Origin of the sequence: Mesorhizobium sp. M0598 (genome assembly GCF_040320865.1) — a bacterium.
Lineage (GTDB): Bacteria > Pseudomonadota > Alphaproteobacteria > Rhizobiales > Rhizobiaceae > Mesorhizobium.
Window position 1 is genome coordinate 51,647 of sequence record NZ_JAMYQL010000025.1, and the last position, 20,204, is coordinate 71,850.

Annotated in this window: 12 protein-coding genes, 1 tRNA gene and 2 pseudogenes; 12 read left to right on the forward strand and 3 right to left on the reverse strand. The window is 59.6% G+C overall.

Translation table 11 applies throughout. The annotated features are described in order from the left end of the window. Positions 1-76: 76 nt before the first annotated feature. The 3 genes from NKI59_RS25165 to NKI59_RS25175 all read left to right on the forward strand — a co-directional run bounded on the left by NKI59_RS25165 (position 77) and on the right by NKI59_RS25175 (position 3,100). Positions 77-883, forward strand: a complete 807-nt coding sequence (locus NKI59_RS25165) for a hypothetical protein (protein WP_352450248.1) — start codon at positions 77-79, stop codon at positions 881-883. A 91-nt stretch (positions 884-974) separates the two neighbouring features. Then, complete coding sequence (locus NKI59_RS25170; protein WP_352450247.1) at positions 975-1,499, forward strand: GNAT family N-acetyltransferase; 525 nt, start codon at positions 975-977, stop codon at positions 1,497-1,499. 203 nt (positions 1,500-1,702) lie between these two features. After that, entirely contained in the window at positions 1,703-3,100 is a 1,398-nt protein-coding gene (locus tag NKI59_RS25175) for a hypothetical protein (protein ID WP_352707614.1), read from the forward strand. 97 nt (positions 3,101-3,197) lie between these two features. On the opposite strand, the pseudogene NKI59_RS25180 reads toward NKI59_RS25175, so the two are convergent. Beyond that, positions 3,198-3,426 (reverse strand): annotated as a pseudogene (locus NKI59_RS25180) (adenylate/guanylate cyclase domain-containing protein); the annotation flags it as partial. Positions 3,427-3,640: 214 nt separating this feature from the next. Between NKI59_RS25180 and NKI59_RS25185 the strand changes: the two are divergent. Then, complete coding sequence (locus NKI59_RS25185; protein ID WP_352707616.1) at positions 3,641-6,940, forward strand: adenylate/guanylate cyclase domain-containing protein; 3,300 nt, start codon at positions 3,641-3,643, stop codon at positions 6,938-6,940. A 19-nt stretch (positions 6,941-6,959) separates the two neighbouring features. After that, a complete protein-coding gene (locus NKI59_RS25190; RefSeq protein WP_352570074.1) occupies positions 6,960-7,640 on the forward strand; it encodes a redoxin domain-containing protein in 681 nt (226 codons plus the stop codon). Positions 7,641-7,725: 85 nt separating this feature from the next. Here the strand turns inward: NKI59_RS25190 and NKI59_RS25195 are convergent, their stop codons facing one another. Next, positions 7,726-10,698 (reverse strand): trifunctional glycosyltransferase/class I SAM-dependent methyltransferase/polysaccharide deacetylase, encoded by a 2,973-nt coding sequence (locus NKI59_RS25195; protein WP_352620947.1) that lies wholly within the window; start codon positions 10,696-10,698, stop codon positions 7,726-7,728. A gap of 160 nt (positions 10,699-10,858) precedes the next feature. Between NKI59_RS25195 and NKI59_RS25200 the strand changes: the two are divergent. From NKI59_RS25200 to NKI59_RS25225, 6 genes and pseudogenes are all read left to right on the forward strand, one after another. Beyond that, positions 10,859-11,004: pseudogene (locus NKI59_RS25200) on the forward strand (IS110 family transposase); the annotation flags it as partial. 612 nt (positions 11,005-11,616) lie between these two features. After that, complete coding sequence (locus NKI59_RS25205) at positions 11,617-12,282, forward strand: DUF3450 domain-containing protein (protein ID WP_352457157.1); 666 nt, start codon at positions 11,617-11,619, stop codon at positions 12,280-12,282. Positions 12,283-12,376: 94 nt separating this feature from the next. After that, the gene (locus NKI59_RS25210) at positions 12,377-14,947 is read left to right on the forward strand and encodes an OmpA family protein (protein ID WP_352707619.1); all 2,571 of its coding nucleotides are present in this window, start codon (positions 12,377-12,379) and stop codon (positions 14,945-14,947) included. Between the two features lie 15 nt (positions 14,948-14,962). Then, positions 14,963-15,454, forward strand: a complete 492-nt coding sequence (locus NKI59_RS25215; protein ID WP_254818889.1) for a Rab family GTPase — start codon at positions 14,963-14,965, stop codon at positions 15,452-15,454. Positions 15,455-15,457: 3 nt separating this feature from the next. After that, positions 15,458-16,528, forward strand: coding sequence for an adenylate/guanylate cyclase domain-containing protein (locus NKI59_RS25220; RefSeq protein ID WP_023675981.1), 1,071 nt, complete (start codon positions 15,458-15,460; stop codon positions 16,526-16,528). A gap of 440 nt (positions 16,529-16,968) precedes the next feature. Beyond that, positions 16,969-19,194, forward strand: coding sequence for a mechanosensitive ion channel family protein (locus NKI59_RS25225; RefSeq protein ID WP_023675982.1), 2,226 nt, complete (start codon positions 16,969-16,971; stop codon positions 19,192-19,194). Between the two features lie 132 nt (positions 19,195-19,326). Here NKI59_RS25225 and NKI59_RS25230 read toward each other — a convergent pair. After that, a tRNA-Gly gene (locus tag NKI59_RS25230) sits at positions 19,327-19,401 on the reverse strand. A 230-nt stretch (positions 19,402-19,631) separates the two neighbouring features. Between NKI59_RS25230 and NKI59_RS25235 the strand changes: the two genes are divergently transcribed. Continuing rightward, the gene (locus tag NKI59_RS25235; RefSeq protein WP_023675983.1) at positions 19,632-20,129 is read left to right on the forward strand and encodes a prolyl-tRNA synthetase associated domain-containing protein; all 498 of its coding nucleotides are present in this window, start codon (positions 19,632-19,634) and stop codon (positions 20,127-20,129) included. The last annotated feature ends 75 nt before the right edge of the window (positions 20,130-20,204 follow it).

Genomic DNA, 20,204 nt, shown 5'->3' on the forward strand with positions numbered 1-20,204 from the left:
CCATTCGGCGGATTTTAACCGGTCGCAAGCAGCACTATGATGGTCCATGGAGCATTCATCTTTGGGATTTTCTCCCATGCCGACATCCGACAATCCGCCATTTCCCGCGGCCCTGCGCCTTTTTTCTGCGGTGGTCATCATCGTCCTGATCGTAGGCGCCGGCCTGTTTTTCATGCCTGCGCTGGTGAAACCGGGCTGGCCTTGGGCCGTCACGCCGTTCAATGCGCGCTTCCTCGGTGGCTTCTACACCGCCGAAATGGTCGTGATGGCGGCACTGCTGGTCTGGAATCGCTGGTCGCCCGGCAGGCTCGTGCTCGTCATGGCCTTCATCTTCACCGTCATCGTGTCGGTGGCTTCGTTCATCAATCTCGGCTATTTCAACTTCGAGCGCAAAGCGCCCTGGCTGTGGTTTTTGGTCTATCTTGCTTCGGTCGCGGTATCCGGGCTGTCCCTGTGGCGGGCCAGGGCCCGTCCTTCTGCAAAAGGCGTGACCTTAAATCCCGCATGGCGCGGCTACATGCCGGCGGAATCCGCGATCCTTGGGCTCTATGGCGTCGGCCTGTTGCTGTTTCCCCTGACATTCAGTGGCATCTGGCCATGGCCGATCGATGCCTTCCACGCTCAGGTCTACAGCGCCATCTTCCTCGCCGGTGCGGGCGGTATATATCTCGTCTGGAGAAGCGCGCCGCGCGAGGAACTGCTGGTGCTCGGGTTGGCGCAGTTTCTGGTTGGCCTGCTTGCCATTCTCGGCGTCGTCATCACCAACGCTGCGGTGCACCGGATCGACTGGACGGCGACCGTGACATTGTGCTGGCTCGCCCTTTTCGGCTGGATAGGCATCAGCGGCGTCTTCAAACTCTACGCTGCCTCCCGGTATTTTTAGCTCGCAATCGGCATCATAGGTCAGAGACGGCTGGATTTTCAGGTGGCGTCCGGTGCATCGTACCGGGCCGATTGCCTTCGCCGGGAACGCCATGACCAGCACGACCTCGCCACCCTCCGAGAAAATCGAGCCGCTGCTGCGGTCCGTCCGGCCAAGCGATGCGGAGGCGCTTTGCGCTATCTTCAACATGCCGGGCTTCCGCTGGGGCACGCTCAGGATGCCTTTCGAGATGGTGGAGCAGGTGGCGCGGCGCATTGCCAAGTCCGGCCAGGAAACCACCTGGATCGTTGCCGAGCTGGACGGCAAGGTCGTCGGCCATGGCAGCCTGGTCGTGCAGGGTTCACCGCGCCGTTCGCATATCGGCGAGATCAATATTGGCCTTGACGATGCCTTTGTCGGCAAAGGTATCGGCTCTGCCATACTTGGCGCGCTGCTTGACGTGGCCGACAACTGGCGCGCCCTGAAGCGGGTCGAATTGACCGTCTATGCCGACAACGAAGCGGCTCTCCGTCTCTACAAAAGCCACGGCTTTGAGGTCGAAGGCCGGCATGTGAAGGCCGGCTTTACCGACGGGCAGTACCACGACCTCCTGAGCATGGCCCGGCTGCGGTTCTAAGATCCGCTGTTTGGCGTTAGCTGTTTAGCCAGTCTGACAATTCGTGCCGAGCGAACAGGTGATTGCTCATGGAGAGCTGCGTAGGATACAGCCATTTCGTCTCACGCCATCTTAATCGAGTTGACGATCTATGTGTGGGCCGGCCGCATCCAGCAAGTCTGGTCTCGCTTGGCGTTTGCACCGCAAGCGGCTAGACGGGACCAATGACCGCCGTCTTTGATCCTACCCCTTCCCCTACCCCTACGCCTCCGGTGCAAATTCTGACTGTGCTGTCGCTGCTCTGCCCGGAGGTCGTGCGCGACATCGAGCAGAACTGGAATGCACCGGTTTCCGACTACGCCCGCCATCTTTGGCGGCCGGTGGCAAGGCCTGCATCGGGCCCGGCGATCGCTGCCCGCTCGATCCTGCGCGAAGTCCTGCATCAGCGCCTCGGTATGATCATGCAGCCTGACGAGATCGGCAAAGCCCTCGACGAGTTCGAGCACAGACCGGTGATTCAGTCCGGCCTGCACTGCCTGCTTCTGATGGACCGGATCACCTTCGATGCCCTCCTGCTTGCCTGGCTCGGCGCAGTCGAAAACGGGCTGTCGGCCTTCGTCGGCTTCATGGGAACGACGATGACCATGGAGACAGTTGGCCGGGAGGGGCCGGGATGGCTCGATGTCGGCGACGACAAGGTCAACCTGTTTGGCATGGGGCGCCACAAACTGTGCCGCAAAAGCGCCTGCGTGGCCGGTCCCGTCTCCCTCAACAAGCGCGCGCTCGAAGCGGTGGGCGATGAAACGGATGCCAGCCGCTGGCTGGGCACACTGCTTGCCAGCCAGGACAAGGTGTTTGAAACCGCCGCCGATGCGCTGACTGCCCTGAACCAGGATCTGGTCGCCAATTGGGATCGTGCCGGCATGGCCCTGCCGGTTTTCATCGATGATCGGGCCGCCGCGGCTGCCATGGCGCGGCATCTGGAATATGACGGCAGCCTTCTTTCCAGGCTGCTCATTGAACCCGCAAGACGCCAGCGTCTCGAACATGCCTGGCAAGAGGCCGCATCGAGCCCATTTGGCAGATTCCTGCCCAATGCCACGGACTATTTCTGGGGCATCCGCGAGGAGCGCGTGCGCAAGCTCGTTCTCGAGAACGGGCACCTGATCGAGCCCGACAGGCCGCAAGGTCTTTCCATCCCGTTCGAGCGGCCGTATCTCAGGCAGGCGCTGCTGGACGGCGTGCTGCTGCCGAACTTGTTCCTGACGTTCCTCGTCCTTGCCATATTGCCGCGCGTGCGGGTCGTGGGGGGCCTGAGACAGATTGGCTATGTAGCGCTTTTCCACTCGATCCTTCTGGCCGTGCTAGACGAAAACGCGCCGGAAGAGCGCGATCTGGCTGCGGAGCTGCAGGTTCGGGAAAATGCCTGGGGCATGCGGGTCATCGATGAAAAGATCTCAGTCCGCGAGCAGCTTGCCGGCCTGCCGGAAGGAGCGCTCTTCCCGGACCTGCTCCGGCAATACCGATTGCGGACATTTGCCGAGACGACCGACGACCTGACACTGGTTCGCGAAAACGCCAGATGGCGCAAGATCGGCCAGGCAGAGATCAAGCCGACCTGAGCCTAATTCGCAACCGCAAGCCACGGCGATCTATCGGGGAGCCTCTGGCGTCTGATCCGGCCGCATAGGCCTCACCTGTCATTGCACCGCACCGCCCCTTGCGGAGCCCATCCACCACGTGTTCGAAATCGACCGGTTCTTGTAGGGCAAGACTTTGCGACGGTATTCCAACGAATAGTCGGGATTGACGCGAAGCGCCTCCTGCCATGCCGCGCGGGCTTCGGCGAAACGGCCCAGATGGCCGTAGCTGCGGGCCGGAAGCACGCGAGACGTCGGTGACAGCGTTGCGAGTCAGCCCGTTGCATCAAGAGGTCAACGGCCTCCTCATCTTCATGATAGCAGGAAGACGGAGGGTAAGAGGGAACTTTCGCAGACGACGGCCACGCAGCCGCCCGAATGGGCAGCGCTCTGCCACCGGACCCACACGGATCGCTCGCTGCCGCTTGCCCGTCGACGACTATCAGTGCATCCTTGTGAATAGCCTGGCCGTGAAGTGCGGGCGAGATCACGCCGTCACGGCCACTAGTGAGGTCTTGTTCGATGGACTGCTTGGGCTGCGGTTTCGAGATTGAGGGCGGTTACGCCTTCTGTCCGAGGTGTGGCAGGCGCCAGCCCGTGCCATGCGCCAGTTGCGGCTACACCTGCGCACCTGATTTCGAGTTCTGTCCGAAATGTGGGGCAAGCGTCGGTGCGCCCGCAAAAGCCGTCGAACGGCCTGCTCCGGCACCAAGCCGGACCATTGTGCCGCCTTCTCGAACTCCGTCGCTGCTTTCGAACATGGAAAGCGAAGAAGGGCTGCATCCCGTCTCTGACGCCGATCGCCGGACGGTAACGGTCCTGTTCGCCGACCTTTGCGGCTTTACGACACTCAGCGAGCAGCTCGACCCCGAGGTCATGCAAGCGCTGCAGAACAAACTATTCAAGGAATTGACGGCGGCCGTACGAAACTTTGGTGGTTTCGTCGACAAATTCATCGGCGATGCACTGCTCGCTTTGTTCGGTGCGCCGGTCGCGCATGAGGACGATCCGGAACGTGCGCTTCGCGCCGCTCTCGACATGATCGCCCGGACGGCGCGGCTCGGCGAAAGCACCCCCCACTCCGGCTCGCCTCTGTTACTCCACATCGGCATAAACACTGGTCCGGTCGTTACTGGCGGATTGGGCATCGGCACCGCCAGATCCTATTCCGTGACCGGCGACACAGTGAATACGGCGCAACGCCTGCAATCGCTGGCCGCACCGGGTGAGGTGCTGGTAGGCGAGCTCACTCACAGGCTGACCCGGCATGCCTTTTCTTACGAGTCGCTGGGTGATGTCGTGTTTCGCGGCAAGGCTGGCAGCGTGCTCGTTCATCGACTGGACGCACCGCTAGCGGTGCCGCGTGCAGCGCGCGGGCTCGAGGCGCTCGGCCTCAGTGCGCCGCTAATAGGTCGTGGTGCGGAGCTCAATAGAATGATGGCGAGCCTTGACCAGGCGTGCGGCGGCTCGGCCCAACTTGTCCGCCTCGTCGGAGAAGCCGGCATCGGGAAATCGCGGCTGGTGAAGGAGTTCGTCGCCCGCGTCGGCGACGAGGAGCGTTTTCGCAACGTCGCCGTGCGGCAGGCCACGTGCTCACCGCTGGGTGAACAATCTTTTGGCGCCTTGGGCGCAGTGGTGCGCAGCGCTGCCGGGATGATGCAAAACGACAATGGGGACGAAATGCGGGGGAAGCTCGCAGGCTTGCTTGCCGATCTCGGCCTGCAGGGCGAGGAGGCGAAGCGGCTGATGCCTTTGCTCTACCATGTGCTTGGCCTTGGCGACCCCGATGCCACCTTGCAGCATGTCGAGCCCGAGCAGCTGCGGCGGCAAATTCTCTACGCAGTCCGCACAATCATCGAACGGCGGCTTGCGTTGTCGCCGCTATTGATTGTCGTCGAAGACCTGCACTGGGCGGACGCCGTGTCGCTCGAGGCACTACGTTTCGTGATGGACAGGTTGGAACGCACGCGGTTGATGTTGCTGGTCACGCATCGTCCGGCGCCGGACAACGACCAGCTCGACTCAAGTCGGGTCAGTCACACAGCGCTCAGGCTTCCGCCACTCAACAATGATGACGGACGCAGCCTGCTGGCAGCGCTTTTCGGCGAGAGCTGGGTAAGCTCCGCGGGAGGGCTTCTCGACCAGATCCTCGAGCGCGCGGGCGGCAACCCCCTTTTTGTAGAGGAAATCGTTCGCGGCCTTATCGATCGCGGTGTACTGGTGCGAGAGGGCCAGCGATGGCGGACTGTGGCAGGCGAAGTCGCAACCGGCATCCCCGCCACTATCCAGGCAATGTTGCTTGCCCGAGTCGACCGGCTGCCCCAAGAGGTGCGCCGGTTGGCCCAGGAGGCCGCGGTAATCGGCCCGCGCTTCGATGCCACACTTCTGAAAACCGTGACAGTCGACCCCAGCCGGCTCGAAGCCGGCTGCGAACTGCTTTGCGATGCGGAAATCATCGAGGAAGTTGCCGGATCAGGCTCGGTCTCGTCTCAAAGCTACCGCTTTACGCAAACATTGCTGCAGGACGTGATCTACCAGAATCTGCTCCTGCAACGCCGGACCGAAATCCACGGGCGGATCGGTGCTGCCTTGGAGCAACTGTGCGGCGACGAGCCGGAACGGCTCGAGGATTTGACGGTGCTCGGTCATCATTTTGCACAGAGCGCCGAGCGGGAGAAGGGCGCGCATTACCTGCAGGCGGCAGGCGATCGCGCTCGCATGATATATGCCAACGACGACGCCCTTCGTTTCTACGAGCGAGCACTGACTGCGTTGGGCGCGATCGGGCAAACACCGCTCAAACTGGCAATTGCAGAGCGCATTGCCGATTTGAGCGGCCCGGCAGGCCGCCGCGAGATCGCGCACCACCACTACGAGACGGTGTTGCAGGCATACCGCGAGTCGGCCAATCGCGTCGCCTCGGCGCGAGTTTTGCGTAAGATCGGTCGGCTGCTCTGGGATGTCGGCAAGCGGGACAAGGCAGAACCCCGCTATGCTGAGGCGGCAGCGCTCCTCGATGGAGCGGATGCCCCGATCGAGCAGGCGCATCTGTGGCAAGAACGTGGCCGACAGGCGTTCCGTAGCGGAGATCACGCTCTCGCGGCAAAATGGGCAGACGCGGCGCTGGATTGCGTAGGCACACTGACAACGGAGCATGTCTCCGAGGTAAGGTGTGATGCCACTCTTGTGACCGCCGAGGCACTCAACACCAAGGCTGTCGCGCTGGCTCGCCTTGGGCGAAACCGTGAGGCCGTGCGTCAGGTTGAGCGTAGCATTGAATTGGCCGAAGCCGCCGGTCTGCTGGGCGCGGCCTGCCGCGGCTACACCAATCTCGGCGTGCTTTACACGACCATCGATCCCGCAAAAGCGATGGAGGTCTGTCGGCGCGGTCTTGAAGTGGCGCGCCGTATTGGTGATTTGGGTTTCCAGGCGCGCCTCCTCGCCAATCTGGCGGTCGCTTGTTGTACTTTCACGGATCGCTGTCCAACGGAGGGCGTGCCTGCTGCCGAGAAGGCCATCGAGCTCGACCGGGCGCTCGACCAGCGCGAGCACCTGCCGGTGCCGTTGATCGTGCTTGGGCAGATCCACCAGTGCAACGGCCGTCCGGACCTGGCGGTTGGGTTGTTCCACGAAGCACTGGACGTAGCTCGCGAAACGGGCGAACCCCAACTGCTGTTTCCGTGTTATGATGGTCTCGCAACGCTTAATCTCGACCTCGACAATCTGGCCGAGGCCGAACGCTACTTTTCCCTGGCGCAGGGTATATGCGCCCAGCACGGGCTCGACCCGGAAGCGCTTGTGGTGCTGCCTTTTCTCGACTAGCCGGGGTTGGAGGTTGGAAATGTCCGCGCGTAGTGACTTGGTGCCGCTTCAACCGGGCGACCGTGCGCCAAACGTGATACTCGACGCCATTACCCAGGAAGGCAAGATCGCGCTTGACGATTTTCGCGGCCAAAAACCGGTGCTGGTCGGCCTGTTTCGAGGTCTGCATTGCGCGTTTTGCCGGCGCCATATCGCCGCCCAGGCGCGGCTTGATCCGGAGCTGCGCGAAAAGGGCGTGGAGAGCCTGACGGTGGTCAACACGCCGATCGAACGGGCGCGTCTCTATTTCCGCTACCATCCGATGCCGAATCTGCTTGCGGCCTCCGATCCTGAACGCGCTTCACATCGTGCTTTTGGACTGCCCAATCTCGAATTCACCCAAAACGAGACGAACTGGCCGTACAAGGTCTCGATGGCAGCGGCAAAGGATATGCGGGTCGACATACCAGGCGAGTTGCCCGGTCCTATGGATCCTCTTGCGGCCAGCGAAATCCTCAACAAGAGGGACCATTACGAGCTGACCGAAGCCGACGAGCAGATGCTAGCAACGGGACACGGACAATTGGTCGGTCAGTTCCTGCTGGACCGGCAGGGGATCGTCCGCTGGAGCTTCACGGAGGTTCCAGAGGGTGGGCGATACATGTTTGGGGCGCCAAGCCCGCAGGAGCTGATGTCAGCCGTATCCCAAGTCGCCCAATAGACTTGCGAACGAGGTAAGCGGGCGGGACACCGAATAAAAAGCGGAACCAATTTGTTACAAATCTAGATACTGACAAGTTCACCGTTCATGCGAGCACGGCCTCGACTTTGCCAACAAAGTCATCGAGCGAGTGATCTCCGCGAATCTCGATGCGCGGAAGGTCGATGGGATCGCAATCGAGGTCCGCCGGCCCGTGTCTGCCGCCGAAGCCGATTCGATAGCCGCACTCCTTGGCCAGCCTGCCAAGCCGTCGGTCGGTGACAGAGAAGGGTGCCGCGAACGCCGTGGTTGGCCGACCGGTCCATCGTTCGATGAACATACGAGAGCGCAGGAGCTCGGCGGCCAAGTCAGAGCTCGACAGACCATCGATCGCGCGATGCGTCGCCAGATGGCTTCCGAAGAACGCACCTTCGCCGGCGAGGCGTCGCACCGTCCCGGCGTCCATAAGCTGCGTCGGCGGGCCGCTGTAGGCGTCCCATTGTGCACTTTCACCCACCAGGTCCGTCACCAGGAACACTTCCGCGGTCAGATCGTTCGTGCGCAAGGCCGGCCAGGCATGGTCGGCAAAGTTCTGGAAGCCGTCATCGAACGTGATGAGCACTGGGCGGCCAACGAAAGGCTGACGGTTGACGATGAACCATTCCAGCTGCTCGGACCTAATCGCGTGAAAGCCATTGGCGCGCAGCCATGCCATTTGGCTGGCGAATGCGGCGGGCGCGAGCCGAAAACGGGCGAGCGCGGCCGGACCATCATCGGCGACGCTGTGATACATGAGGACAGGGATACGCTGCCGCCGCTCGCTACGTGCCACGTCGCGGCGCAAGGCCCGCGCCCCGCCCCAGACGATATTTCGCGCGACCCCGATTTCAACGGGTGCGCGGATTGGCACATGATCTACCATCGGTTCCGTCGCAACGTCGCCTGGTGACAGGCGGCGGAAGCGGTCTATGCGGTAGAGCTCGGTCTGGATCGATTGCTCGAGGACGAGGCCGTCGGTCGCTGCCAGCGTCTCTGAGATCGCTTGTGCACCGAATGTGTTCCAGTCGAAGCCCGTCCTTCCAACATTGTCTCGTAGCACGAATGCGTGTGCGCTGATGAAACTGCCGCCAGGCGCCAACGCCTCAATGAGTTTTTTGGCGATGCGCCGCACATCGGCGAGATCATCCAGGTAGTAGAGCACTTCCGAACACACGATCAGATCCATTTCGCCCGGCAGCGTGTCCGCAGAGAAATCCAGTACGCCGAACTCAACATTCGGCTGATCGCTGCATCGCGCGCGCGCCCGCCCGACGGCTACGGCGGAGATGTCAGTTGCGGTCAAATGGCCCACGCGCGGCGCCAGCTGCCGCGTGAAGTGGCCCTCCGCGCAGGCCAGCTCAAGCGCCCGCCCGATGGGACCGGCAGGCAGAATTTCGAGCTGCCGCTCATATTTTTCCTGCTCATAGGGCGAACCGTAGTTCCAGGGATCCTCGGTCGCGAAATGGCGATTCCAGAAAGATGTGCGATCATTGTCGCGCCCATCCGCGGCCCGTGCACGGCGCGGCGCTGTAAAAGGCTCTTTAGTTTCGGCGCTCGACCGAACCAGCGCCTGCGCTTCCGCGGCCAATCGCGCGAGTTTGCCGAAATGGCTGTCCCGATCAGACCGGCGTCCCGCCATGGACAACAATGCCTCGGCTGCAAACATGTTTGACTTGTCGGCACCGGCGCCCTTTTGCGGTGCATCTACAGGCGATCGCCTCGCAAGTCGCGCGGCACTGTGCATAGGCCGCTCAGGGGGCACGAAATTCAGGATCAATTCAATCCAATGACGCCTTGTCACTCTCCCGAGTACGCCGAACTGCACGAGAGCCTCGATCTGGCCATCCATCATCAGATGGGCATAGATTTGATCGATTCCTTCCGGCACTTCGATTGAGGCCGGATTTCGCGCGTCGACACGAATTCCAAGTGTCCGCGCCAGCCTGCGCGGCGCGGCAAGATCGTCGACATCGAGCAGCATTTGCTCAAAGTGATACTGCACGCGGCGAGCCGCGTCGGGATTATTCCAGACCTTGCCGAGTTCGATGATCAACTCGGTGAGGGAGCCGCCGAACCTGTCCCACCTGGCAGCCAATTGCGCTGGCACCGACAGGCTTCCTACCATAAGGCCATCGACGGCCACCTTGGCGATCTCACGCGCCCACTTACGTCCTGCCGGGAGCGTGCGCAGGGACTGCGGGTTGATCGAGCGCGAGCCGCAGCCGCAATCCGATGCGGCGTTCCACAACGCGAACCACGCGAGTGCTTCTGAAGCGGTGCGGCCGTTCGCCTCGATCGCTCCATTGGCGTGAGCCGATGCCGGGTTTTTGACCCTGGGATCGGCGGAAAAGCCGCGGGCGATCACGATTTCCGCATCTGCCAGCATCTGCGTCGAATTGCGGCTGAGCGAGTTGGGGCTGACCCGATAAAAAGCGAGCGGCTCGTCGACCATCACCCAATTTTTGCCTAGACGTGCGAGGCGCTGCCACAGATCCCAGTCCTCGCAGGTGCGCAGCGACACATCGAAGCCGCCCAACTCGGCAATTGTCTTCCGGTCGACGAGCAGCGCGTGAGTGCGGATCGCGCACCGGCGCGCGAATGTTTCGAAGGGCTGGATCGCAACCTCCGTCGCGATGCTCGACTGGGTGAGTTCGCCATCGGGCATCACGCGCCGGGAACCGCAATAGGCGGCGACCGCATCGGGCGCGGCTTCAAGTGCGGCCAGCATTTTCGCAAGGAAGCTGGCATCCACCCAATCGTCCGCATCCAGAAACATGAGCCAGTGGCCGCGCGCTGTCGACATCCCGATATTGCGCGCGCCGGCGGCGCTATACGCGCAAGAGCTCAACGTCCGAAACCGGGCATCGTGCTCCACATAACCGGCGATGATCGCGGGGGTGCGGTCCGTGGAGGCGTCGTCGACGATGATCGCCTCCCAATCCACTATTTCCTGATCGAGAAGGCAATCGAGTGCGCGCGCCAGCGTTACCTCCGCGTTGTGCGCAGGAACCACGATTGAAACCAAGGGATTATGCGCCACGCCGTGTAACCCGCGCGTTGGTTCGAAGGTAGAACAAGAGTCCCGAAACATAGCCGGCGATGCCTGCCAAAGGAAACGGTCCTCAGGGACGCTGCGTCCAAACAGTCTCCTGCGAACTCTTCCGAGCCGCCGCGACGCCGCCATTTGGCTGCAGAGCGAGCTTGCTCCTGTCGTGCTACCGAAGTTGGAAGCCTGGCACAGCATTCGCATCCGTGCCGCCGAGCTTGGGCGCCAGCTGTCGCAGATGCACGTCAAAGCCAAGCATGCCGCATACTCATGTCGATCCCCGGAGTCGGCGCCATGACCACAGGCGGCGGTCCCGGGCACCGTATGAGTGCAATAGCTATGGCAACCTGACGTCTTTTGCAATTGGGGGCGCAACAAATGCCGCCCACTGAAGCTTTGGTGTGAATGACTGCAGTTATTGGGACTGTCGCTCCCCTCCTATCGACCGAAACGCCTCGATTCCGAGGTGCATTCTCGAACAGCCATTCTCCGTGCGAAAGAAGACCTTCCTTCTACCGTTGGGCCCGCATCGGAAGCTGATCGTCGCAGTATACAGTCGGGTGCGAGACGGTACGTGCACCGCCAGACCAGCTACTTTAGACACTTCTAATGAATCTGCGCTACTTAATTGCGCTCCAGTAGCTATAGCCTGACATTGTATTACTCATTTCGATAGTAGATTGCGTCCAATGATCGATTAGATTAGCCGGTTATGGCTGCTATCACAAAGAGATGCGAGAGCGACATCAATCCGAACTCGTGCATTTGCTGCTAGTCCAAGAGATGTAAAAGGGAGGCACGAATTGGCTTAAGCCAAGAAGATTCCGGCTTGCGAGCCGGGTATTTTGCTGGCATGCTTGCTGGTTTCTGAGTGGTGCACTGTGGCAATTGTTCAAAGAAGGGGGCATAAAGATGGCCAAGGAATCTTCGAATACCGCTTCTTCAGCAAATAAAGCGGACGCAAATCTGATAAGTAATGCAGACGGAAGCGGGCTGACCTTCATGGCGGGCCAGGCTCGCGAGAGCGGGGCCCCCGGCGACGCTGTAGGTGTCGACAAGATACGTGATCTGCTGTTCGGCAACCAGATGCAGGACTATGACCGCCGCTTTTCCAAGCTTGAAGAACGGGTCTTGCAGCGCTTCAAGGATGTCGAATCCGAGGCCAAGCGCAATCTTGAAATGTACGAGTCAAATGCAAAGAAGCAGGTCGACTCGCTTGCGGCGCAATTGCGGAACGAAAAAGACGCGCGAGCCGACGCCGATAAGGAGATTGACCGGAATCTTCGCGAGCAAAATCAGGCGCTCGAAAAGCAGGTGCGCGCGTTGTCGGATCAGTTGAGCGAGCTTGAGCGGGAAGTTGCGGACCGGATAAATCGAAACGATCATTTGCTGCGTGAGGAAATCAAGCAAAAGAATGAAAGCATTCAGATGCTGATGGAGAAAATGTTTTCCGATCTTGGCAATGTCAAGACCGACCGAAATCTTTTGGCTGGCCTGTTTGTCGAGGTTGCAAAATGTCTAAATCAGGATCCCGTCGGCAGCAAGAACAACGCGGAGCGTACCTGGAAAGTGAGTTGATCGGAACTTGACGTCGACTGTCGACCCAATCAGCCTCCCTCAAAGAGCAGCTTCGAACGATACAGAGATTGATCGCGAGGCTCTGGCTCGCCTTTTGATCGAAATTGCCCGGAACGTTGATCCGGACTATCGTGCGCGTCTCGACGGAATCCCAACCGCCGACCCTCGCATGGAAACGCTGCGCCAGTTGCTGGTCGGCCGCGAAATTTCGGAGCTTTCACGAGTTACGCACCTGCTCGACGAACCCGAGCAGCTTGCGGCTGCAGTGGGGAGCGTTCTCCCCAGTGCAGCCGCACGTGCGCCTCATGCGCAACTCGGAGAGGCCCTTGCGCCAGCTGTCGAGAGGGCCGTGCAACGGTCCATCCAGAAGAGCCCGCGTACGCTGACGGATATATTGTACCCGGTGTTTCTGCCGGCTATTCGCAAGTCGATCGGCGAAAAGATCGACCAGACCTTTCAATCGCTGAATGAAACTTTAAGACATATATTTACCTGGCATGGGCTCAAGTGGAGATTTGAAGCTTGGAGAACAGGTGCAAGCTTCTCAGAAGTTGTTCTTAAGCATTCTCTTGTCTATCGTGTGGAACATGTGTTTCTCATCAATCGCAATTCCGGGCTTTTGATAGCGCATGTAACTGCCGATAATGCAACTAGCGAAGATCCTCAACTCATTTCTTCGATGCTTAGTGCAATTCAAGATTTTGTAAAAGACTCATTTAACGAGAAAGAACAGAGTGGCCTGGACACTATTCGTTTCGGAGAGCTTCGTCTCTGGTCGGAAGTTGGACCGTTTGCGACCTTGGTTGCGGTGATCCGGGGAAATCCGCCGGAGGAATTACATGAAATAATTCGCGATGTATTGCTTCGCATCCATGATGAATGCTCACAGGCTCTAGAGCAGTTTGACGGCGACAGTTCGCAGTTGGCCGGCGTAGAGACGCAGTTGCAGACCTGCGTTGAACTGAAGCAGGAGGAATCAAACCAGGGATTTCCGTGGCTGGTAGTCGCTGCAGTCCTGCTGGTTTTGATTCCGGCAGGCGGTTGGTTCTTTCTTTCCTGGCAATCCGGGCAGCGCTGGCAGGCCTATGTGTCGCGACTGGGGACCCAGCCGGGCATCATCGTTGCCGAACAAAAGGTGCGCGATGGCCAATTCTATATTGCCGGCCTGAGAGACCCGCTTGCCGCCGACCCGCAGGCTCTGTTGGCCGGAACGCAGGTCGATCCTGCTCGCGTTCATTCGCAGTGGCAATTCTATCAGAGTCTTGATCCGGAGTTCGTGTTGAAGCGGCTAACGGCGTCGCTGGTTCCGCCGGATTCAGTACGACTTTCGATCGTCAATGATCGCATCGTTGCCGAGGGGGAGGCTCCCGACACCTGGATAGATCGGGCGCGCGCAGCGGCCCAACAACTTTCGGCAGGCGGACCGGAATTCGATATCTCCAAGGTTCGTGACGTGAGCCCCGAAGCACGCGCGGCGGAGCGCTGGCAGGCCTATGTGTCGCGACTGGAGGCCCAAGCGGGAATCATCGTCGCCCAACAAACGGTGAGGGGCGGACATTTCTATATTTCCGGCCTGAGAGACCCGCTTGCCGCCGACCCGCAGGCTCTGCTGTCCGGAACGGAGGTAGATCCCGCCCGCGTTCATTCGCAGTGGCAATTCTATCAGAGCCTTGATCCGAAGTTCGTCCTGAAGCGGCTGATGGTGTCGCTGGTTCCGCCGGATTCAGTACGACTTTCGATCGTCAATGATCGCATCGTTGCCGAGGGTGAGGCTCCCGACACCTGGATAGATCGCGCACGCGCAGCGGCCCGACAGCTTTCGGCAGGCGGACCGGAATTCGACATCTCCAAGGTTCGTGATGTGAGCCCCGAAGCACGCGCGGCGGAGCACTGGCAGACTTATGTGTCGCGACTGGAGGCCCAAGCGGGAATCATCATCGGCCAACAAACGGCGAGGGGCGGACATTTCTATATTTCCGGCCTGAGAGACCCGCAGGCCGCCGACCCGAAGGCTCTGCTGTCCGGAACAGGGGTCGATCCTGCTCGCGTTCATTCACAGTGGCAATTCTATCAAAGCCTTGATCCGAAGTTCGTGGTGAAGCGGCTGATGGCGTCGCTGACTCCGCCGGATTCAGTACGGCTTTCGATCATCAAGGATCGCATCGTTGCCCAGGGTGAAGCTCCTGCCGCCTGGATAGATCGGGCGCGGGTCGCCGCCCAACAGCTGTCCGCGGACGGACTCTCTCTAGAAATCTCCGAGCTGCGTGAGTTGACCCCTCCGCAACTCACTCATTTGAGGGAGGCTATTCAAGCGGTCGACATTTTGTTCGATTCTGGCAAGGCTGTACCGGGACCAGAGCAACTGCCGGTTCTCGACAAATTGGCGAATCAGTTGAAGGAATTGGCCAAGGACGCCCGCAAGGCAGGCGTAACAGCACAGTTCATGTTGACCGGCCATTCGGACGAGACGGGCCGTGAAACGGCCAAGTTGTCGATCAGCGCCGCGCGCGCGGAAACAGTTCGTGCGCTTCTCAAGAAGCGCGGCGTCGATCCGGAGTTGCTCTTGGTTCGCGGCGCGGGCACCTTTGAGCCAGCGGAGATTGAAAATAGCCGAACCGGGAACTCCGCCAACCGCAGAGTTTCGGTTACGGTAAACTTCCACTAGGCGGAGCCCAGGATATTGCAAAAGAAGATCTGCATGTTGGGCGGGTTCGCTGTCGGAAAGACGAGTCTGGTTCGCAGGTTTGTGCAAAGCATCTTTTCAGAAACCTACTTGACCACGGTGGGAGTGAAAATCGACAAGAAGAGTGTCGCATTCCCGGACAAAACCGTGGATCTGATTTTGTGGGATTTGGCCGGCGAAGACGATATCGGCTCATTCCGCGTCAGCTATGTGCGAGGTGCGAGTGGGCTCGTGCTTGTCGTCGATGGAACACGCGCTGCTACTCTTGCCGTGGCGCTCACGTTGCGCGAGCGGGCCGAGGCTGAATTCGGCGCTATGCCGTTTGTATTGCTGTTCAACAAATCCGATCTGGCCGATCGGTGGGCAATATCGGATAGTGAAATTGACGAGCTGAGGCAACTTGGATGGCAAATCTATCTAACAAGTGCGCTTTCGGGTGAGCATGTTGATGATGCGTTTCGTCAACTTGCTTCGATGGTCAGCAAATAAACCATGCACGTCTTGCCAAGAGAAGTTAAAAGCTGGATTTACGATTTCTTCTACAACGAGCGCTCGGTCGCATATCTGAAAATCGACGCCCAGCTTTGCATAGCTGCGAAGGGCGGTAACGTTAAACATTACGGACTCTCGTCAGTTCGCATAGGTAAGCCTGTTGCCGAGCAGCTTGAATTCATGGAAGGTTTGTTGCCCTGCCCGGAGCTTCCATATGATATGGCCATGGTCGAACTTCCCAGCGGGCGTGTCGCGGACCTCCATCTTTTTGCTGACAATGCCTGCGTGTGGCTGCTCTTTCTTGACGCCAATGCCGAACGCGACAATAGGCAGCGGCTTCAACAGAAGGCTTATGAAATGACGCTCCTGCAAGAGAGGGAGCGTCAACTCAACGAGAAATTACAATCGATGAACGAGGCGTTGAGGGCGAGCCAAGAGGGATTGTCGCGTGAATACCAGCGCGCCGAAGCCCTGCTCCTCAACATTCTTCCGGCGTCTATCGCGGAGCGGCTAAAAGCGCACGAAGAAATTGCAGACAACTACGCAGAGGTGAGTGTGCTTTTTGCCGACATCGTCGGTTTTACGGAAAGAGCGCGGAACGTCGGAGCCGTGACGACGCTCGCTATTTTAAATTACTTCTTCAAAGCGGCGGATCTGCTCTCGGAGCGATACGGCTGCGAAAAGATCAAGACAATCGGCGATTGTGTGATGGTGGTCGCTGGCCTGCCCGCCGCGCGATCCGATCATGCGGAAGCCCTTGCGCACTATGCGCTTGAACTGCGGAAGGCGGTTAAGCTCGAACGCTTCGCAGGAGAACCGATAAGACTCAGAATTGGAATTCACTCAGGACCAATCGTGGCGGGCGTCATAGGCAAAAGGCGGTTTGCCTATGACCTATGGGGCGACACCGTTAATCTCGCCGCACGTATCCAAACGTCCGCGGAGCCCGATGAAATCCGTATTTCGGATGCAACTCATCAACTGCTTGGACCAAATTTTGCTTGCGACCCGCTCGAGGAAACGGAATTGCGTGGTACAGGTCGTGTGCGAATGTGGCGGCTCCCGGCCTGATTTGCCGCATGGCAGTGCCGACCCGGAAGCGCATTGCATCTCAAGCAACATCATGGTTTCGAATGTCCGCAGCGGTGCGCGAAGCAGTTGACCACCGAGCGACCGCCAAAGGTCTGTCCTGGTCAACTCAGGAAATCAGTTCCTGAGATTTAACGTCGATGCCCAGTTCATAGAACTGGCCGGAGGCCTGGGCCGAGGTCGGAATGCCCTGCCCCCGCGGCTAAATAAACACCGCCAAGTACCCGGCGCAACGGTCTGGCTCGGAACGATGACGTCTTGCACCGCAACATCGGTTTCTTCAAGGTAGGGCAACAACGGACATAGATGTCGTTGCTCGCCGATCTGACCGGAAGGTTAACAGCACGATGCCACTCATGACTCGACGATTGGGAGCCAGGAACCTGGCGCGCCCGGCACGGCGTCTCGGAGACCTGACTGCGATGTTTGCCCTGATTGCCAGGCCGCTCGTCTTTGGGATCGCCCTTTTGTTGGCTGGTCAGGCGCAGGCGCAGGCGCCGGCGACCGTCCCGCCTGAAAGGGTCAAACAGTTGTTCGAGCTTCTCGACGATCCGTCAGTGAAGGCCTGGGTGGCCGAACAGCGAAATCAGGACGCCGGGTCAACGGGAGCGCCCGCCGAGAGAGGGGCTTCGCCGACCGACGCATCGTCCGGCGCCGTGGCCGCACCAGGCCAGATGAATACGATGGCATCCTCGACGCTCGATGGAATCAGGCATCATATCGAAAGAATCGTGCGAACTTTGCCCTTGCTGCCAGGCCAGTTCGCGCGCGTTCGGGCAGAGACGATGGAGGATATGTCCAGCAAGGGGCCTGCCGGCGTATTTGTGCTGATTGCAATGTTCATCGCTGCCGGCCTGGCACTCACTTGGGCAACGTTCAAGCTCACCCGTCCATTTCGTCTTTGGATTATCGCGCAACCGAAGGATACGCCCGTTGGGCGAGCCAAGAAGATTGGTGGCCGCCTGCTTTATTCCAGCATGCTGATAGTCTCTTTCGCACTGGGCAGCGCCGGCGCGTTCATGTTGTTCGACTGGCCGATGCTTATCCGCGAGATTGTACTGACATTTCTGATGGCGGCAGTCGTTACATGGGGTGTGCGCATGTACGTCATGGCGATGCTCGTCCCTTCCTTCATGAACGTCGAGAACGCCGTCGAGGTTCGTGCTTTGCCGATCACCAACGAAGCGGCTGACCATTGGTCCTATTGGCTACCCCGGATCGTCGGCGTCTTCGCCTTCTTCGGCGCCGCGTTTATCCTCTTGCCAGGTCTCGGCATCGATCAGGACGGAATGATGGTCCTGTCACTGGGCGCCGATTTCGTGCTGCTGTTGCTCCTGCTGCTCGCCATTTGGCGTCGGCCAAGAACGCAGCGAGACGGTGCGCGCCACATCGGTCACACGGAAGCGACATGGCTATTGACTGCTTATTTCGTCGTCCTGTTCCTGCAGCGTATCGCCGGCCTTTATACATACTTCTGGTTCACCTTCGCCGCATTCTTCCTGCCTTTGGCAATCGTGGTGACGCAGCGCGGGGTTAATTTCGTTCTGCGGCCAGGTTCGGAAGATGTCGGCCGGCCCACGATCCCGGCGGTGACGATCGCTGTCATCGATCGCGGAATCCGAATGATTTTCATCCTGGCGGCGGCTTACCTTCTCGCACGTGTCTGGGGTCTGGACATGCAATCCATGCGGGACAGCGATACGACGACGACGTTCATTTTGCGCGGCTTGATCAATGTCGTGGTCATTGCCCTCGCCGCCGACTTCGGCTGGTCGATCATCAAAGCTTTGATCGAACGAAAGCTGGGCATCGAAACACCGCACCCTGTGATCAGCGACGAGGACGTCCCGATCCTCGATCCGCAGCAGGCGCGGCTGCACACGCTCTTGCCGATCCTCCAGAATATTCTGCTCGCATCGATCATCGTGATGGCGGTGCTTATGATGCTCGCCTCGCTGGGTATCCAGATCGGCCCATTGATCGCCGGCGCTGGCGTCGTCGGCGTCGCCGTGGGCTTTGGGGCACAAACCATAGTCAAGGACGTCATTTCAGGCGTGTTTTTTCTGCTCGATGATGCGTTCCGTGTTGGCGAATACATTTCATCGGGCAATTACAAGGGTACTGTGGAAAGCTTTTCGCTGCGCTCGGTGAAGCTGCGCCACCATCGTGGTCCGCTGTTCACGATACCTTTCGGTGAACTCGGGGCAGTCCAGAACCAGAGCCGTGACTGGGTTATCGACAAATTCAACATCACCGTTGGTTATGACACCGATATTGACTTCGCTCGCAAGCTGATCAAGCGGATCGGCCTCGAACTGGCGGAAGATCCCGAGTTCAAACACTGGGTGCTCGACCCGATCAAGATGCAGGGCGTACAGGAGTTCGGCGAATACGGCATCGTATTGAGGGTCAAGGCCACAACCAAGCCGGGAGGCGCCTTCGGTATGAAACGCAAATTCTATGTACGCCTCCGCCAGGTCTTCAAGGAGCAGGGCATCGAACTCCCATTTCCGACCGTCCAGGTCCAGGGGCTACAGAACCAACATGGGGCAGAGAATGCACCGTTGGAGATCACGCCCGAGTTGAAAATGGCCGTCGCGCAGTCGCACACTATTCGGCGCAGAAAAAAAGCTAGCACAACGGAATAGAAAAGCTGCGACACCTGCTGGTCACAGTGCGGCTTTCCGCGCATCGCCCATGGCAGGGACACTCTTTTCGCCACGTAAGCAAAAGGCGCCCCGAAAGGCGCCTCTTAATCGCTTGGTTCCCCTCAAGGAAACTGGAGCGGGTGAAGCGATTCGAACGCTCGACCCCAACCTTGGCAAGGTTGTGCTCTACCCCTGAGCTACACCCGCTCGCGCGGCTTTTGGGCCGCAAGCCGCGCCTATATGGCTGAAGAGCGCGGCGATTGCAACAGGGAATTCGCAGGCTTTTTGCTTCGTCGGCAATGCGAACAAGCCTCCTGCGAGACGTCGCAAGGCAATCGCCCCCGCGTTGCGCGACGGGCTTGTCTTGGCAGCATCATTGGCCGTAAACGGCGTTAGTCGAACAAGCAGTTGAAAGCGGGCCATCAGAAGAAAGACCGATGCCGAAGACCGAAGCCGAACTTTTCGCCTTTCTCGCCGGACTCGGGATCGAAGTATCGACGCGGCGGCATCCGCCGCTGTTCACGGTCGCCGATTCGCAGGCGCTGCGCGGCGAGATTGCCGGCGGCCATACCAAGAACCTGTTCCTCAAGGACAAGAAGGACAATTTCTTCCTGGTCAGCGTCGGCGAGGAGGCGGTGGTCGATCTCAAGCATATACACCATCTGATCGGCGCTGCCGGGCGCGTGTCCTTCGGCCGGCCGGAGATGCTGATGGAGCTTCTCGGCGTCGTCCCGGGCGCGGTCACGGTGTTCGGGCTGATCAACGACACCGAGCGAAGGATCAAGGTCGTGTTGGACGAGGTGCTGATGAGCCATGCGGTGGTCAATGCCCACCCGCTGACCAACGAAGCGACGACTTCCATCGCTGCCGCGGACCTGGTCAAATTCGTCGAGGCAACCGGACATGATGCTGTTATCTTGAAAGTCTCGGCATGATCGCCACATGGGTGACTGAAACCGGGTTCTAAAGAAGGATGTTGCGCCCGTCCCTTGGCCGGCGGCGCGACCGAA

Bases quoted from the DNA above. Each gene is read 5' to 3' on its own strand.
- NKI59_RS25205 (WP_352457157.1), top strand. From the start codon at position 11,617: ATGGCCAAGGAATCTTCGAATACCGCTTCTTCAGCAAATAAAGCGGAC.
- NKI59_RS25190 (WP_352570074.1), top strand. From the start codon at position 6,960: ATGTCCGCGCGTAGTGACTTGGTGCCGCTTCAACCGGGCGACCGTGCG.
- NKI59_RS25225 (WP_023675982.1), top strand. From the start codon at position 16,969: ATGTTTGCCCTGATTGCCAGGCCGCTCGTCTTTGGGATCGCCCTTTTG.
- NKI59_RS25185 (WP_352707616.1), top strand. From the start codon at position 3,641: ATGGACTGCTTGGGCTGCGGTTTCGAGATTGAGGGCGGTTACGCCTTC.
- NKI59_RS25175 (WP_352707614.1), top strand. From the start codon at position 1,703: ATGACCGCCGTCTTTGATCCTACCCCTTCCCCTACCCCTACGCCTCCG.
- NKI59_RS25165 (WP_352450248.1), top strand. From the start codon at position 77: ATGCCGACATCCGACAATCCGCCATTTCCCGCGGCCCTGCGCCTTTTT.
- NKI59_RS25220 (WP_023675981.1), top strand. From the start codon at position 15,458: ATGCACGTCTTGCCAAGAGAAGTTAAAAGCTGGATTTACGATTTCTTC.
- NKI59_RS25235 (WP_023675983.1), top strand. From the start codon at position 19,632: ATGCCGAAGACCGAAGCCGAACTTTTCGCCTTTCTCGCCGGACTCGGG.
- NKI59_RS25170 (WP_352450247.1), top strand. From the start codon at position 975: ATGACCAGCACGACCTCGCCACCCTCCGAGAAAATCGAGCCGCTGCTG.